Below are 14,437 nucleotides of genomic sequence, written 5' to 3'. Positions count from 1 at the left end.
TTTGCATAACGAAAAATGTTTGTTAACGCCGCATATTGCCGGTTTAACGGAGCAATCGCAAGCGAGGGTTTCCCGGCTGGTTTCCGCCGAAGTCGCCAACGTGTTGCATGGCCGCAAATCTTTGTGCCGGGTGCAAATCGGGAAGTAAAAGGCTGTTCTACGCCAAAACGGGCGAGAATCTCCTTGCACAACGCCAAAACGGGAGGAGCTGCCTCCTTGCTCGACGCTAAAGCGAGTGGTTCGCCCAACCGCACAACGCCAAAACGGGAGGCCCGCTTCCCTTCACAACGCTAACGGACGCAGCAGAGGCTATGTGCCGAAAAAAGCCCGATCTAAAATTCTAACGGACGCAGTGGAGGCTATTTGTCGTTTCAAGGCCCGAATTTCAGGAAAAATGCGAAAATAAGCGCTCCTGCAACCGTTAGAATAAAAAAGCGGGCAATTTGCGCAAAATAAGCTCTCCTACGACCGTTAAAAGTTGCAAGGCAGCTAGCCGACTGAGATTCGGCGGACAAGTTTAAAAGTTGCAAGGCGGCAAGCCGGCAAACCGACCAAGTTTCCGTCGGCAAGCTTTAGCGGGCTCAGGCTTTCGCCTGAACAGTCGGTTTCAGCCGCCGACAGGAACCTGCCGGCTTAGGCCGGTAGGCGTTTGGCCGCAAAATTAAAATTTTGCCACTTGCGCTTCCGCGGATCCCACCAGCTTCCAGACAGGGTAGACGCGGCGAATCGGCATGACGATCGCGGTCGTCACCACTGCCTTCAGCAAATCCCCGGGCAAAAACGGATAGCAGCCCAGCACGAGCGCTTTGCCTATGCCAACGTGAAGCTTGTAAGCGAGCCACGGTACCCCGGAGACGTACAACAGTAACGAGCCGAACAGAAAAATCGCCAGAAACATTTTGCCTGCCGCCATCGGCCCGCCGCCCTTGATTTTTTCCGCACACAGCCCGATGAAGCATGCGCTAATCGGAAACATCCAGATAAAGCCGCCGGTCGGTCCCAAAATCAATCCTATTCCGCCCTGTCCGCCGAGCAGGGGAACGCCAAGCGCGGTCAGCACCGCAACCGTCAGGATGCTAATGAAACCGTAACGAGCCCCCAAAAACGCCCCCGCCAACATGACGCCCATCGTTTCCATGGCAATGGGTACGGGGGTAAACCCCAAATCAATCTTCAAAAAACTGAGGACAACAAGCAACGCTCCGAATAGCGCGCTGAAAACAATCCCGCGTATGGCGATGCCGTTTTTCATGTTTCCATCTTCCCTTTCAAAATCCGAAAATCGGAAAATTTTAAAAACCATCTTTAAAGTTAATCCAGTTCATTATAAAATGTCAATAGATTGTGGATAAAAAGGGTTAACGAAACGAGGGGTACCTGTGCCTGTTCCGATTATTGCGCTGCACGAAGTAAGCGTGGCGTACCGTGCCGCTGACGGCGTAAGGCAAGTTTTGCGCGACATAAGCCTTTCGGTGCATCCCGGCGATTTTCTTGCGCTTGTCGGGGGCAACGGCAGCGGCAAAAGCACATTGGCGCGCGTCGTCGCCGGGCTTTGTCCGATATCGCAAGGGAAAGTTGTCCGTAGCCATCCGCCGCATGCCGTGCAGCTTGTGATGCAAAACCCCGATGCGCAAATCGTCGGCGAAACAGTCTATGAAGATGTTTGCTTCGGCCTGGAAAATTGCCGTTTTCCCCGGGAAGAAACGCCCGCAAGGGTAAGCGCGGCCCTTTCCGCCGTGGGCTTGCAAGGATTTGCAAATCGCCGGGTAGATCAGCTATCCGGCGGCGAAAAGCAGCTTTTATGCATTGCCGGATGTTTGGCGTTGGAACCTGAGGTCATGATTTTCGATGAAGTCACGACGATGCTGGATGAAGCCGCCCGAAAACAGATGTTGGCGGTAGCCGCCGAATTGCGCCGCAAAGGAACCGCCGTCATCTGGGTTACGCAATTTATGGACGAAGCGGCGCGCGCCGGGCAGGTCGTCGCTTTGGCGGAAGGAAAACTGGCGTATGTCGGGCAGGCGGAATCCTTTTTTTACAATGAGAAGCAGTTTGCGGCATCGCCTTGCGCCGCGCTTGGGTTTAACCCGCCGTATCCGGTCCGTGTTGCGCAGCATTTGCTCGCCGCCGGAGTGGAATTGGGCGGATTTCCGCTGACGAACGACGATTTGCGGAAGGCGGTGGTCCGTCTATGTACATAACGGTAGAGCATCTTGCGGTCTACGACGAAACGCGCAGCCGCCCGATTCTGGCGGATATTTCCTGCCGGATCGAAGCGGGCGGCATTACGCTAATTTTGGGAAAAAACGGGGCGGGAAAATCGACTTTTCTGAACGTATTATCCGGTTTGCACGATCGCTTTACCGGAACGATAGCCTATAACGGGGAGCCTGTCTGGCGGGGGAAAAAGGAAGATGCGCGCCTGCGCAGGCGGATCGGCCATGTTTTTCAATACCCCGAGCAGCAGTTGTTTGCCCGCACCGTCGCGGGCGAATTTGCGTATTCGCTTCGGTTTCTGCGCTTGCCCAAACAAGAACGCGAGCAAAAGGCGGCGCAGGCGCTCGAGGCGTGCAAGCTGCCGCCGGAGCTGTCAGGCGCGTTTCCCTTTGAACTGAGCGGCGGGCAAAAGCGGCGCGTGGCATTGGCGTCCACATTTTGCACCGGGCCTGATTGGCTGTTTCTGGACGAGCCTACCGCCGGACTGGATTCGGTTGGCATGCAATATTTGTTGTCCGAGTTAATCGCGCGAAAAAACAACGGTTGCGGGATCGTGATGGCCACGCACGATCTGGATGCCTTTTTGCCGATTGCCGACCGGGCCATCGTTCTAAACGAAGGACGCGTTACGGCACAGCTGTCCGCGCGGGATTTGTCGGAACGCCCGGATATTTTGGCGGATGCGGGCATCGGCGTGCCGGAGAGCCTGGCGTTGGCGGCTGCCTTACGAAGCGCCGGCATCGCGGTTCCCGGCGGCTTTGTTTCGCCGCATGAAGCGGCGCAAGCGATTGAGCGGTCGATCAAACGCAAGCAAACCTTCTCCATCCAAAGCGGTCATGTTGCGGCGGCTAAACCAATTGGGCAAAGCCCTGGCGCTTCCCCCGGTTTCCCGGCTGATTCCGCCACCGGCAACGGCGCGGAAAATTTTGACCCCCGCGCCAAGTGGCTGGCGTACATGTTGCTATCGATCGGCGTGTTTGCCGAACGGCAATGGGCGGGATTGGCGTGTGCCGCCATGGTGACATGGGCCGTCATTTGGGCGTGCCGGGTCCCTCTTCGCCAATATTGGCCGCTTGCCAAACCTTATCTTGCCGTCATGCTGATCGGGGCGATTTTCTCCGGGGTGGGATTTGGCGGCAGCGCAGGCATACATGTTGCCGGAAGCGTGACCTTTTCTTTATCTTCCGCGCTAACCACGCTTTTTTCGTTATCGCAAATTTTTCTGGTGATGTTGTTGGGAATGGCGTTTATGTTTACCACCAGCCAGCTGAAAATGAAGGCGGGACTGGAACAATCGCTTGCCTTCCTGCGCCGTCTCAAACTGCCCGTCGAGGCATTTTCGCTGACAGCGTCGCTCTTATTGCGGTTTATCCCGATGATTGCGCGTGAACGGGAGCGTTTTTCCCGAATCGTACAGGCCCGCGGCAAACGGCAAAGCAAAAGAGGAGCCGTTGGATTGCGGGATATTGCGACGCTTGCCACGCCGTTAATTATTTCCGTCATACATCTGGCGGCGGATTTGGCGCAAGCGATGGAAGCGCGCGGCTGCGGCCGCGCCGGGTTGTTTCGCGTACAGACAAATATGCTGCGGATGAACCGTTATGACGCTTGCTTAATATTGCTAAGTTGCGCAACGTTGGCGCTTCTGATCGGCATGCGCTTCTGGTTGTTCTTGTAAACGGGCAGGATTGCGTGCGCGCAAAGTCCCGGCGGAAAATTAACCGTCATGCATAATTGGTGTCGTATCGGTCACACTATTGACATATCGGCAATAGGAGGAACGACGCGAACATGATATATCGAATCGCTTTGGTGTTGGTAATCATCGGTGCGTTAAACTGGCTCCTGGTAGGTTTGTTTCAATGGGATCTTGTCACATCCTTGTTTGGCGGGCCGGTTACCCGGGACGCTTCCGGCTTAAGCAGAGTGATTTACTCGATCGTGGGAATAGGCGGGCTATGTGCAATTCCTCTCCTTTTCCGCGATGTGGAAAAAGCGAAATAAGCCGCGGCGAAAAGCGTAGCGGGAGCGATTTTGCGGCGCATTGCTTTACTGCAGTGCGCTTTTTTGTTATTGTTGATTTAATGATCGTGCAACATGAGCGAAAAGGGATGACTAAATTGATAAGGCGATTTGGCTGTTTGCTTCTGGCGGCAGCCGTTTTGTTGGCTGCTGCGGGTTGTGCCGGAACCGGCGCGAATGCCGGTTCGGACGGCATGAATATGGGGGATAACGGATTTTCCGCAGCCGTCCCCATAAAAGTGGAAATCGGGATTGAACCCGCCGCGCCGGGGGTTGGGGAAAGCGTCCGGCTTTTGGCAACTGTCGCGCAGGGCGGCGAGACGGTTGACGATGCCGATGAAGTGAAATTTGAAATTTGGCGGGACGGCGACACAAAGCATGAAGAGATTCCGGCAAAGCCGCAAGGAAAAGGCGAATATGCGATCACAACAACGTTCCAGGAAGCGGGAACTTATCACGTGATTTCACACGTGACCGCACGCGGCATGCATACGATGCCGGAAAGAGAGTTTACGGTAAAATAATTCGGGAGACGAGAATCGATGCAAGCGTATCCGGTAAAATTCATTCCTGTCCCGGCGGAACGCATTTGGGGCGGAAGCAAATTGAAAAAATGGTTTCAGGCCAAGACGGAAAGGCCGATCGGCGAGTATTGGGTCGTGTCCGGACACCCGAACGGCACGAGCGTTGTCGGGAACGGGCCGCTTGCGGGCAAAACCATCAATGAATTAACGGAACAGTATCCGTTGGCGTATCTCGGCAAATCGCCGCAACAGCGGTTTCCGCTGTTGGTGAAATTTATTGAGGCCGAAGACGATCTGTCCGTGCAAATTCACCCCGATGACGCGTATGCGAACGAACGGGAAGGCGATTTCGGCAAGACGGAAGCATGGTACATACTGGATCGCAAGCCGGGCGGGGAAGTCATCCTGGGGCATACGTTTCAAAACCGCGAACAATTTATGGAGGCGGTTGCGGCGGGAAATATCGGGCCATATTTGAAACGGCGGAAAATTGCTCCCGGCGATGTCGTCTTCGTAGCGGCGCGCACCATGCATGCGCTTTTGGCCGGGACAACACTGATTGAAATACAGCAGACGTCGGACGTTACATACCGCGTGTTTGATTGGAATCGCGTGGATAAAAGCGGCAAATCGCGGGAATTGCATGTGGACAAGGCGGCGGATGTGATGCTGTATGGCGGCGAAGAGTCTCCGATCAAGGCGGATACGGCGCGCAAAACGCTGCGCGAAGAAACGGGACTGAAACATGAGCTATTGGTTTCCTGCCCGTACTTTGCAATTGAGAAAATGGTTGTATCCGAGAGGGAAGTCGAACTTTCGCAAGGCCATGCCGGCAATCCCGATGTGCTGATTGTCGCGGATGGCGAAGGTGAACTTGCGTATGGCAATCACGACGACATTTCATTGCGGCGCGGCGATGCCGTGCTGGTTCCGGGCACGTTGGCAAACTACCGGATTCGCGCGGGAAGCGGCCTGACGTTGCTCAGGACATACTATTGACACAGGCCGCACAACCTGGCGGCGCTTTTTCCCGCCATATGGCCTGTCGAGAAAGCGGCGGTAATGTTGTAGCCGCCCGTATAACCATGCACGTCCAAAACTTCTCCGCAAAAAAACAGTCCGGATACGAGCTTTGACTGCATCGTTTTCGGATCGACTTCTTTCAGATCGACGCCTCCGCCGGTGACAAACGCTTCCTCGATGGACAACGTGCCGTTTGCCTGAACGGGAAAAGCTTTCAAAAGCCGCGATAGTTCCTGCAACGATTGTTTGCGGAGATTCGCCAACGTGGTTTCCGGGCTGATGCCCGCCATTTGCAGCAGGACGGGCGCCAACCGTTCCGGCAGCCAGCTTTTCAGCACATTTTTGCTTGTCTTTTTTGCTTCTTCTTTGGCAAACCGCAGCGTTTCGGCGTAGACAAGCTCGGCGTTTTTTTCCGGGAACAGGTCGATTGTCAGCTTCACGGTCCTGGCTGCCGATTGCCGCAGTTCCTTGACGACAAACTGGCTGCAGCGCAGCGCCGCCGGACCGGAAAGGCCGAAGTGCGTAAACAGGATATCCCCTTCGTGGGCGACGACTTTTTTGCCTTTGCTGTTCCATACGGTCAGCACAATATTCCGCAACGACAAGCCTTGCAATTGTTTGCTGCGGATAAAAGCGTCGGCGGACGTAATCGGCACTTCCGTCGGATACAGTTCGGTGATCGTGTGGCCGGCGTCAATCGCCCATTGGTAGCCGTCGCCGGTACTGCCCGTTTGCGGCACCGATTTGCCGCCGGTGGCGATGACAACGCAGCGGCCGGCAATCTCTTCGCCCGATTTCAGCCTGATTCCGGCGGTTCTGCCTGCGCGATACAACACTTTTTCCACCGGTTCGTTTATACGGATATCGACATGTTGCCGCCGCACCTGGGCAATAAGCGCGTTGACGACCGTTTTCGCCTTGTCGCTTGCGGGAAACATTCTGCCGCGGTCTTCTTCTTTCAATTGAATGCCCAATCCTGTAAAGAAAGCAATGATCTCCCGGCTGCCGAATTCGGTGAGCGCCCCGTATAAAAATTTGCCGTTTCCGGGAATATTGCGGATCAATTCGGCCGGTTCTTTGTTGTTGGTCACGTTGCAGCGCCCTCCGCCGGAAATGCCCAGTTTGCGTCCCAGCTTGTTCCCTTTGTCCACGAGCAGGGTTTGCGCGCCGCGGGTGCTTGCGGCTATGGCGCACATGAGGCCGGACGGTCCGCCGCCTATAATGATCACATCATACGTCATTGCCACCGAAAACCCCTTTTCTCTTACAAGATCGACATAACGTTGTTTATTATCCCATTAAAATTTTCCGCTGGCAATGCGGCGGAGCGCATGAAATCGCCGTATCGCGCCAAGTAAGGAGGATCATCGATGCCGGAAACCGTGAATTTGGGTCCTTTTCTATTGCAGTGGAAGTTATTGGCTTTGTTTTTATCCGTGTTGGCGGGTTTGGCGGCAATCAATTGGCGGCTTAAGGGAAACGGGCACAAACGCCTGATTATCGATTGCCTGACCACCGGCCTGATGATCGTCGCGCTTTTGTGGAAATTCGGCGAATTGCTGTTTGACCCGCTTCTGTTATTTCGCCGTCCGACCGAGGCGCTGTATATGGCGGCGTCAACGAGGGGAGCGTGTATCGGCGCCATCTGCGCGGTTTCCTATGCGCTATGGAAACTGAAACGCGCGGGCGTTTCGCCTCTCGTCCTGCTTGACGCGCTTCCTGTTGGCATATTGTCCGGCGTAATGCTTGATTGTTTGCTTATTTGGCAATACGGCAGACCGACCCATGTCCGCTGGGGGATTGCGCTGAATGATCCGGCATTGCGGTATCATCCGCTAAACGCTTATCTGTTTATTGCATCCGCCGCAATCCTGATTTTGCTGCTGCGCAAAAAAGCCGCGAAGAAGCGCGGGGACGACGCGCGGTTTTTTTTCGTGCTTTTTGGCTTATGCGGGCTTGTCATCTCGCTGTTTGCCCGTGATCAGGCGTCGTTGTTTTATTTGACATTTCAGCAATGGGTTTATGCGGCGATGCTTGGCGTTGGAATTCTTTTGCCGCGGGAAAAGGACGAAAATGTTTGAAACTGCCCGTTGCCACGCATACTACCCCACAAGGGGGCCGATCAAGATGAAAACAAACAAAACGTTGGACGGCAGTTCGCCGGAGCAAATTTTCCAAGCGAATGAAAACAAAGCGAAGGCAAAGGCGCCTGCGCAAACGGAAAAATTGTCCGACAAAAAGCTCGGCGGACCGAATAGGCCGTCTACTTAAGGTGATCGCATATGAATCATTCCGATTATGAAGATGAATGGCTGGAGCATGACGATTTTGCGCCCGATTCGTGCGCAATCAGCTTTTATCCCCGTTTTCAGTTTGGGCGCGGGCCGCGCAAGGCGTTTGGCAACAACTATCCTCCGCGCAACAAATGGCTCCGCTATGGATCCGTCCGCGAAAGAAAATGAAGCTTTTTGCCGGATGCCGCCGGGATGGCGGTTTTCTGTTATAATGGAAAGCGGTAAGCCATTTCGGCTGAAAATGTGCGGATGGGGTTGAAAATATGAGTTTGCAGCAGGAAATAATCGAGCGTTTTAAAGTTAAGCCGGTGATTGATGTCGATGAGGAAATCAGCCGGCGCGTCGCCTTTTTGCAGGACTATATCGTGAAATCCCGGGCAAGCGGCCTGTTGATCGCAATCAGCGGCGGCGTGGACAGCGCCGTGGCGGCCGCGTTGTGCAAGCTGGCAACGGACGGGCTGACGGAAACAAGCGGGAAAAAGTACATCACGCTCGGCGTCTTTCAACCATGCGGCGAGCAGGAGGACATTGCCGACAGCTACGCGATTGCCGAGGCGATCGGGCTTGAGACGAAAGTGGAGACAAACATCGGCGACGCCGTCGACGAGATTGTGCTGGAAGCCGAATACGCCTTAAAGGCGCAAGGCATCCATCGCCATATGAGCCGCGGCGGCAAAGGCAACGTAAAGGCGCGCACGCGCATGGTCGTGCAGTACGCGCTGGCATTTGAGCAAAATCTTTTGGTAGTGGGAACCGATCACGCTTCCGAAGCGATTACCGGCTTTTTCACCAAATACGGCGACGGCGCCGCCGATATTATGCCGCTTCGTTCGCTGAACAAACGGCAAGTGCGGATGCTCGCGGCAAAGCTGAACATTCCGCAGCGGGTGATCGACAAAACGCCTACGGCCGGATTGTGGCCGGGCCAGACGGACGAGGCGGAACTGGGAATCAGCTATGAAGACAACAGCGCTTATCTGGAAGGCAAAGCGATTGATCCCGCCGTCCGGGAAAAATTGGAGAAGCAGTATGCGCGCACCGAACATAAAAGAGCGCCGATTCCCGGTATTTGACGGGACGGCGCTTTTTTTCGCCACTGCACACTGCGAGCGTTCCTCCCTGCGCAACCATCATCGCGCAACACGAGCGTTACCCACCTACCCAGCGCTAACGGACGCAGCGGAGGCTATTTGCCAAAAAAGGGCTGGGCAAAAATTTTAACGGACGCTTGAGCGGCTATTCGCACTATTTTTACCTGAATACCGCAAAAAGTGCTAAAATAAGCGCGCCTACGTCCGTTAAATTTGAAAACCGGGCGTTAAACCCCAAATAGCCTCTGTCGCGTCCGTTAGATCGGAAAGCACCCCGCCACGACCGTCGGCTTTCGCCGATCGTTGTTCAGTGCGCTTGGGTTCGCGCCCAGCGGCAATTATTTTTTTGCCGCCAGCCAATCGGCAAGCGCATTGATTTCATCCGCGCTCAATTGGCCTTTAAACGCAACCATCCCGCCTCCGCCGTTTTCGATTTGCGCGACAATTTGCTCTTTGGTCAGCCGTCCGCCGACGTGGGTAAGATCGGTTTTCGGACCCATTTTTCCTTTTAAATCCGCACCGTGGCAAGGAACGCAATTTTTTTTGAAGATGGCTTCGGCATTAACTTCTCCTGCCTGATCTTTGCCATCCGCGTTGGTGTCTGTTTTCGCTCCGCAGGCGGCAATTGTTGCGATAGTCAGGCACGCGGCAACAATGGCGATCATTTTGCGGCTCATCAATTTCAGCCCCTTATGGATTTGGATAAGCGTATTCGTAGTATAGAATATCCAAATCGGGGCGAAAGTACATATCCCGCAAGATCAGGAAATATCCGCCGCGTTTTGGGCATCGCGGTACGTTTGCGCAATCCCGAGAACTTTGCGGACATAATGTTGCGTTTCCGCGGGCAACTGCCCATAATGGGCAAACAATTCGGCGTCGTTGTGAACGTTAAGCCTGCCGATTGCGCCGGGTCCGGCGTTGTATGCGGCAAGCGCCGTCGCGGTATTGCCGTTGTACCGATTAAGCAAATCGCGCAAAAATTTTGTTCCTCCGTTAATATTTTGGGCGGGATCAAACGGATTTGCCACACCGAGGCTAGCGGCGGTATCGTCCATCAATTGCATCAACCCTTTGGCGCCCGCGCTGGATACGGCGTCCGCGCGAAAAGACGATTCAGCCTGAATGACGGCTTTAATCAGGCTTTTGTCAACGCCATAGGCGGCGGATGCGTCGCTGATCAATGCATCGTATCCGGACGGATCGGCGCCGCGCCAATTCGCCGGCATGTCAAAAGGCAGGGGGAAACGTGAACCCACGCTGTTCACCGAATCTGCAGAAGCGGGGTCCGTTTGTTCCATCAGCGCGGCAAACAGCTCAAGAAAGGTTGTGTCCGGGCTGCCCGGCAAGTCGGTTTGCGCTTTGGGAAACATGCCGTCTGAAATTTGCAGTTTAAGCAATTGCTGCGCCAGGCGCGGATCGATACGCATAAGAGCCACACTCCGAATCTACTTCCGATATAGGATTATTATCGGCTTTTTGCCTGGCAAATTAAAGTCCAACCGGTCCGCATTCGTTTATAATAATAGTGTGAATTGAAAAAACGCGCTGGGGGCAGGAGGGCCGCATGGCAGACATATCGGAAAATGGCAATGGCAAATTTTTTGCAAAACATTTGTTGCAATGGTATTCGGCCGGCAAACGCGATTTGCCATGGCGCCGCACGAACGATCCTTATCGGATTTGGGTGTCGGAAATCATGCTGCAGCAGACCAGGGTGGACACCGTCATCCCTTATTATTGCAGGTTCCTTGAGCGGTTTCCGACCGTTCAGGCGCTTGCCGCGGCGCCGGAAGAAGAAGTGCTGAAATTGTGGGAGGGGCTCGGATATTATTCCCGTGCGCGCAATTTGCATAAAGCGGCGCGTGTGGTGGTGGAGAATCACGGCGGGATCGTGCCGAAAGACAAGGAGGAAATGTCCCGCTTGCCCGGCGTCGGGCCCTATACGGCGGGAGCGGTGCTAAGCATCGCTTATGATGTGGCGGAACCGGCGGTGGACGGGAATGTGCTGCGCGTGTTGGCCCGTTTTTTCGGGCTTGCGGACGACATTGCCAAACCGGCGGCGCGCAAAAAATTCGAGGCGTTGGCGAGAACGTTGCTTCCGGCTGGAATGGCGGGCGAATTCAATCAAGCCGTTATGGAATTGGGGGCGCTTGTTTGCACGCCGCAGTCCCCAAGCTGCGCTGCATGCCCGGTCAGGGAACATTGCGCCGCGCGGATTAACGGCATGGTTGAGCAATTGCCCGTCAAATCGAAGGCGAAGCCGCCGCGGCCGGAACATCGAATTGCCGCGCTCATTGTCGGCTCGGGCGCAAATAGCGGGAAAATTTATGTGCGGCGCAGGCCGGACAACGGACTGTTGGCCGGCATGTGGGAACTGCCGCATTATTTTTTGTCAGACAACATGACGGCTAAGGATGCGGGCCAACGCGATGCGGCTTTGGCGGAAATGGCGCGCCGTTTGGAGAACGACGAGGGAATCATCGTCAAGCCCGGACATATGTTGCTGCAAGTGGAGCATACATTCAGCCATATACGCTGGTTGCTCGATGTTTACATATGCCGTGAGCATCCGGGTCCGATTTGGACCGCCGCCCGAAATGCCGGCAATCCATCCGCCCTGTTGGCGGCGGAACAATCCCCGCAATATGGCCGGCACGCGGATTGGACGCGAAACGAGCGTTGGATCGATTTGGCGGAATGGCGGGAATTGCCGCTTTCCAAAGCGTTTCAGCGCATTTTCGTCCAACTGGAAAAAAATAATACCTTCACGAAGGAGTCGAACGCATGAAAATAGCTTTGCTAGCCGATATACACGGAAATGATCATGCATTGGAAGCTGTTTTGGCGGATATCGCCGACCAGTCCGCGGATCGCATTGTTGTGTTGGGCGACCTTGTTTTCAAAGGACCGCGGCCTGAAGAGTGCGTAAAGGCAATTCAGCGCCTGCATGCCCAGGTTATCAGGGGCAATATTGACGAATTGGTGGGGCTGGGACGAATTCAGGAAGGGTTTGCCAAATCGGAAAGCCATGCGCAAGCGTTGCTGACGGAAATGGAATGGACCAGAGGGCGCTTGTCGAAAAGCGAACTGGCCTATTTGGCGGAGCTGCCGTTTTCGCTGGAAATGGAGCTTATGGACGGACATATGTTGCACTGCGTGCATGCCACGCCGCAAAACGTGTTGGATATCGTGCCAATGGATGCGAAAGCGCAGCAACTTGAGCGGATGTTCGTAAACGAGCGGGCAAGTATTGTTGCGTATGCGCATATCCATTACCCTTATGTCAAGTTTTGGAACGGGAAAACGATTGTCAATACCGGGAGCGTCGGTTTGCCGTTCGACGGCGACCCGCGTGCATCTTATGCCTTGATTGAGACTTTGGGCGACAAAAGCAGCATTACGATCCGCCGCGTAAAATACGATATCGAAGCGGCCGTAAAAGCTTATCACAAAAGCGGGCACCCTTATGCCGATTCCGTCATTGCGGCATTAAAAGCGGGAAGACCCCCCATGTAGCACAGACGGCAAAAAGCCGTCCGACAATCGCGACTGCTCGCGTTTGGGGACGGCTTCAATCCGTAAGTATGCGTTATTTTACCGCTTGTTCGTAACGTTTTTCCACTTCCGGCCAATTGACCACGTTCCACCAAGCGGATACATAATCAGGGCGTTTATTCTGGTATTTCAGATAGTATGCATGTTCCCAGACGTCAACGCCCAGGAGCGGCACAAGTCCTTCCATCAGCGGATTGTCCTGGTTTGCCGTGCTGTGGACAACCAGCTTCTTGTTTTTATCGACGGACAACCATGCCCAACCGCTGCCGAAGCGGGTTGCCGCCGCTTTTGCGAAAGCTTCCTTGAATTTTTCGAAACCGCCCAACTCGCTGTTAATCGCATCGGCAAGTTTTCCCGTCGGCTGCCCGCCGCCGTTCGGGCTCATAATTTGCCAGAACAGCGAATGGTTGGCATGGCCTCCGCCGTTGTTGCGAACTGCCGTACGGATATTTTCGGGGACATCGCCCAAATTGGCGACCAGATCTTCGATCGATTTGTTTTGCAGTTCGGGATGCCCTTCCAACGCTGCGTTCAAATTCGTTACGTAACCATTATGATGGCGATCATGATGAATCATCATGGTCTGTTCATCAATATGAGGTTCAAGGGCATTATTGGGATAGGGCAAAGGTGGCAATTGATAAGCCATTTTGTTACCTCCTAGGATTGTGTAATTTTTAATCATTATTATCACATAATACTTCTTGCAAATCAAGGTTTAGCCGGGCTGTTGGTTGGGCTTCGGGCTACACCTTTTCAGCATGCCCACATCAGATTGAATTTAACACTTTCAGCAAGAAGCCGTTCGCCTCTATGGTATGAAAATGTGAGCAAGCAAGAACACGAATAGTTCAATATAATACGATTTTATCGCATTTTGTAACACCAAAAAACGGGCCGTTTTTCTGGAATTGCGGGAAACTGCGGAAGGGCTGGAAGTAATACGTTAGAAAACGCTTAAAATAAAGCGCTTTCACGAATAAATAAGTTTTTTTTAAGGTTTTTTTAAGTTTTTTGCAGGAATTTATCGTTTCACGTCGTAATTATAACTTTACCACTATAAAGAGAGATTCCACTTATACTACTCCGGGGGGAAAACAACTTTGCAAATTCGCTCGTTTCGGCTTTCTGACTATGCGGCTGTCACACAGGTGTTGCAGGAAGTTTTATCGGAGGGCTGCTTTGCGGAGACGATTGAAGCGTTGGGCAGGCAGCTTGCCTGGAATAGCGATTTGATTCTGGTTGCGGTAGACAACGGCGCCGTTATCGGAGTAATTATTGGAACTATAGACAACAATCACGGCTACTATTATCGGATTGCCGTGGCTTCGCAGCATCAGCGCAAAGGCGTGGGCAAAGCGTTGATCCAGGCGCTGCGCGTTCGTTTTGAAAACCGCCGCGTACGGAAAGTAATGGTTACGGTTGATCGGCATAATGAGCCGATATTGCCGCTTTATGAAAAACTTGGTTTCAGGGTTTCAGACTTTCTTGATTCGTCGCAAAAATTAAGCATTGTCAACGGATAATGCGGCGAAACCGCTTGTTCGGCTGCGGAGTGTACCTGCAAGCTGCGTGTGCAGTTTAAGGTACGCTTTTCTTTACGCAGCCGCTTTTTTTTCATATTATTAGATTGATGCGGCAAGTGCAGCCAGAACCGTGAGGATGAAAATCGATGCATACATTTGAGCTGTTTCGCATAAAAAGCTTC

Annotated in this window: 17 protein-coding genes; 12 read left to right on the top strand and 5 right to left on the bottom strand. The window is 53.7% G+C overall.

What is annotated here, in order from left to right:
• Nucleotides 1-661: 661 nt before the first annotated feature.
• Nucleotides 662-1,252 carry a biotin transporter BioY gene (locus VF260_00160; GenBank protein HEX7055595.1) on the bottom strand — a complete coding sequence of 197 codons (591 nt, stop codon included), beginning with the start codon at nt 1,250-1,252 and terminating at the stop codon, nt 662-664.
• Nucleotides 1,253-1,379: 127 nt separating this feature from the next.
• Here VF260_00160 and VF260_00155 point away from each other — a divergent pair, with 127 nt between their 5' ends.
• The 5 genes from VF260_00155 (at nt 1,380) to VF260_00135 (ending at nt 5,762) form a co-directional block, all read left to right on the top strand.
• The gene (locus tag VF260_00155) at nt 1,380-2,201 is read left to right on the top strand and encodes an ATP-binding cassette domain-containing protein (GenBank protein ID HEX7055594.1); all 822 of its coding nucleotides are present in this window, start codon (nt 1,380-1,382) and stop codon (nt 2,199-2,201) included.
• Nucleotides 2,192-3,895 (top strand): ATP-binding cassette domain-containing protein, encoded by a 1,704-nt coding sequence (locus tag VF260_00150; GenBank protein HEX7055593.1) that lies wholly within the window; start codon nt 2,192-2,194, stop codon nt 3,893-3,895. The genes VF260_00155 and VF260_00150 overlap by 10 nt, the downstream gene beginning before the upstream one ends.
• 113 nt (nt 3,896-4,008) lie before the next feature.
• The gene (locus VF260_00145; protein HEX7055592.1) at nt 4,009-4,221 is read left to right on the top strand and encodes a DUF378 domain-containing protein; all 213 of its coding nucleotides are present in this window, start codon (nt 4,009-4,011) and stop codon (nt 4,219-4,221) included.
• Nucleotides 4,222-4,328: 107 nt separating this feature from the next.
• Nucleotides 4,329-4,763 (top strand): FixH family protein, encoded by a 435-nt coding sequence (locus tag VF260_00140; GenBank protein HEX7055591.1) that lies wholly within the window; start codon nt 4,329-4,331, stop codon nt 4,761-4,763.
• A gap of 18 nt (nt 4,764-4,781) precedes the next feature.
• On the top strand, nt 4,782-5,762 hold the full coding sequence (locus VF260_00135) for a type I phosphomannose isomerase catalytic subunit (protein HEX7055590.1): 981 nt from the start codon (nt 4,782-4,784) through the stop codon (nt 5,760-5,762).
• Here VF260_00135 and VF260_00130 read toward each other — a convergent pair.
• Nucleotides 5,756-7,027, bottom strand: coding sequence for an NAD(P)/FAD-dependent oxidoreductase (locus VF260_00130; protein ID HEX7055589.1), 1,272 nt, complete (start codon nt 7,025-7,027; stop codon nt 5,756-5,758). The two genes, VF260_00135 and VF260_00130, sit on opposite strands and share 7 nt — an antisense overlap.
• A 129-nt stretch (nt 7,028-7,156) precedes the next feature.
• On the opposite strand from VF260_00130, the gene VF260_00125 reads away from it, so the two are divergent.
• The 4 genes from VF260_00125 (at nt 7,157) to nadE (ending at nt 9,153) form a co-directional block, all read left to right on the top strand.
• Nucleotides 7,157-7,867, top strand: a complete 711-nt coding sequence (locus VF260_00125) for a prolipoprotein diacylglyceryl transferase family protein (GenBank protein HEX7055588.1) — start codon at nt 7,157-7,159, stop codon at nt 7,865-7,867.
• Between the two features lie 46 nt (nt 7,868-7,913).
• Nucleotides 7,914-8,057 (top strand): hypothetical protein, encoded by a 144-nt coding sequence (locus tag VF260_00120; protein HEX7055587.1) that lies wholly within the window; start codon nt 7,914-7,916, stop codon nt 8,055-8,057.
• 11 nt (nt 8,058-8,068) lie between these two features.
• Nucleotides 8,069-8,248: a hypothetical protein gene (locus VF260_00115; protein ID HEX7055586.1), complete on the top strand. Its 180-nt coding sequence runs from the start codon at nt 8,069-8,071 to the stop codon at nt 8,246-8,248.
• Nucleotides 8,249-8,343: 95 nt separating this feature from the next.
• Nucleotides 8,344-9,153, top strand: coding sequence for an ammonia-dependent NAD(+) synthetase (gene nadE, locus VF260_00110; protein ID HEX7055585.1), 810 nt, complete (start codon nt 8,344-8,346; stop codon nt 9,151-9,153).
• 356 nt (nt 9,154-9,509) lie between these two features.
• Here nadE and VF260_00105 read toward each other — a convergent pair whose 3' ends face one another.
• Nucleotides 9,510-9,848, bottom strand: a complete 339-nt coding sequence (locus VF260_00105; GenBank protein HEX7055584.1) for a cytochrome c — start codon at nt 9,846-9,848, stop codon at nt 9,510-9,512.
• 84 nt (nt 9,849-9,932) lie between these two features.
• Entirely contained in the window at nt 9,933-10,601 is a 669-nt protein-coding gene (locus VF260_00100) for a lytic transglycosylase domain-containing protein (GenBank protein ID HEX7055583.1), read from the bottom strand.
• Nucleotides 10,602-10,738: 137 nt separating this feature from the next.
• Between VF260_00100 and mutY the strand changes: the two genes are divergently transcribed.
• On the top strand, nt 10,739-11,962 hold the full coding sequence (mutY, locus tag VF260_00095; GenBank protein ID HEX7055582.1) for an A/G-specific adenine glycosylase: 1,224 nt from the start codon (nt 10,739-10,741) through the stop codon (nt 11,960-11,962).
• Nucleotides 11,959-12,690, top strand: a complete 732-nt coding sequence (locus VF260_00090; protein ID HEX7055581.1) for a metallophosphoesterase family protein — start codon at nt 11,959-11,961, stop codon at nt 12,688-12,690. The genes mutY and VF260_00090 overlap by 4 nt, the downstream gene beginning before the upstream one ends.
• A 73-nt stretch (nt 12,691-12,763) precedes the next feature.
• Here the strand turns inward: VF260_00090 and VF260_00085 are convergent, their stop codons facing one another.
• Nucleotides 12,764-13,378 carry a superoxide dismutase gene (locus VF260_00085; protein ID HEX7055580.1) on the bottom strand — a complete coding sequence of 205 codons (615 nt, stop codon included), beginning with the start codon at nt 13,376-13,378 and terminating at the stop codon, nt 12,764-12,766.
• A gap of 454 nt (nt 13,379-13,832) precedes the next feature.
• On the opposite strand from VF260_00085, the gene VF260_00080 reads away from it, so the two are divergent.
• Nucleotides 13,833-14,255, top strand: a complete 423-nt coding sequence (locus VF260_00080; protein ID HEX7055579.1) for a GNAT family N-acetyltransferase — start codon at nt 13,833-13,835, stop codon at nt 14,253-14,255.
• The last annotated feature ends 182 nt before the right edge of the window (nt 14,256-14,437 follow it).

It is taken from the genome of Bacilli bacterium, assembly GCA_036381315.1.
Taxonomy (GTDB): Bacteria; Bacillota; Bacilli; order Paenibacillales; family KCTC-25726; genus DASVDB01.
Note: the sequence above shows the minus strand (reverse complement) of the source record. Positions and strands in the feature narration are given on the sequence as shown.

Coding starts and splice junctions, on each gene's coding strand:
- VF260_00145 (HEX7055592.1), top strand. CDS start 4,009: ATGATATATCGAATCGCTTTGGTGTTGGTAATCATCGGTGCGTTAAAC.
- VF260_00140 (HEX7055591.1), top strand. CDS start 4,329: ATGACTAAATTGATAAGGCGATTTGGCTGTTTGCTTCTGGCGGCAGCC.
- VF260_00150 (HEX7055593.1), top strand. CDS start 2,192: ATGTACATAACGGTAGAGCATCTTGCGGTCTACGACGAAACGCGCAGC.
- VF260_00160 (HEX7055595.1), bottom strand. CDS start 1,252: ATGAAAAACGGCATCGCCATACGCGGGATTGTTTTCAGCGCGCTATTC.
- VF260_00130 (HEX7055589.1), bottom strand. CDS start 7,027: ATGACGTATGATGTGATCATTATAGGCGGCGGACCGTCCGGCCTCATG.
- VF260_00085 (HEX7055580.1), bottom strand. CDS start 13,378: ATGGCTTATCAATTGCCACCTTTGCCCTATCCCAATAATGCCCTTGAA.
- VF260_00090 (HEX7055581.1), top strand. CDS start 11,959: ATGAAAATAGCTTTGCTAGCCGATATACACGGAAATGATCATGCATTG.
- mutY (HEX7055582.1), top strand. CDS start 10,739: ATGGCAGACATATCGGAAAATGGCAATGGCAAATTTTTTGCAAAACAT.
- nadE (HEX7055585.1), top strand. CDS start 8,344: ATGAGTTTGCAGCAGGAAATAATCGAGCGTTTTAAAGTTAAGCCGGTG.
- VF260_00125 (HEX7055588.1), top strand. CDS start 7,157: ATGCCGGAAACCGTGAATTTGGGTCCTTTTCTATTGCAGTGGAAGTTA.
- VF260_00100 (HEX7055583.1), bottom strand. CDS start 10,601: ATGCGTATCGATCCGCGCCTGGCGCAGCAATTGCTTAAACTGCAAATT.
- VF260_00135 (HEX7055590.1), top strand. CDS start 4,782: ATGCAAGCGTATCCGGTAAAATTCATTCCTGTCCCGGCGGAACGCATT.
- VF260_00105 (HEX7055584.1), bottom strand. CDS start 9,848: ATGAGCCGCAAAATGATCGCCATTGTTGCCGCGTGCCTGACTATCGCA.
- VF260_00120 (HEX7055587.1), top strand. CDS start 7,914: ATGAAAACAAACAAAACGTTGGACGGCAGTTCGCCGGAGCAAATTTTC.
- VF260_00115 (HEX7055586.1), top strand. CDS start 8,069: ATGAATCATTCCGATTATGAAGATGAATGGCTGGAGCATGACGATTTT.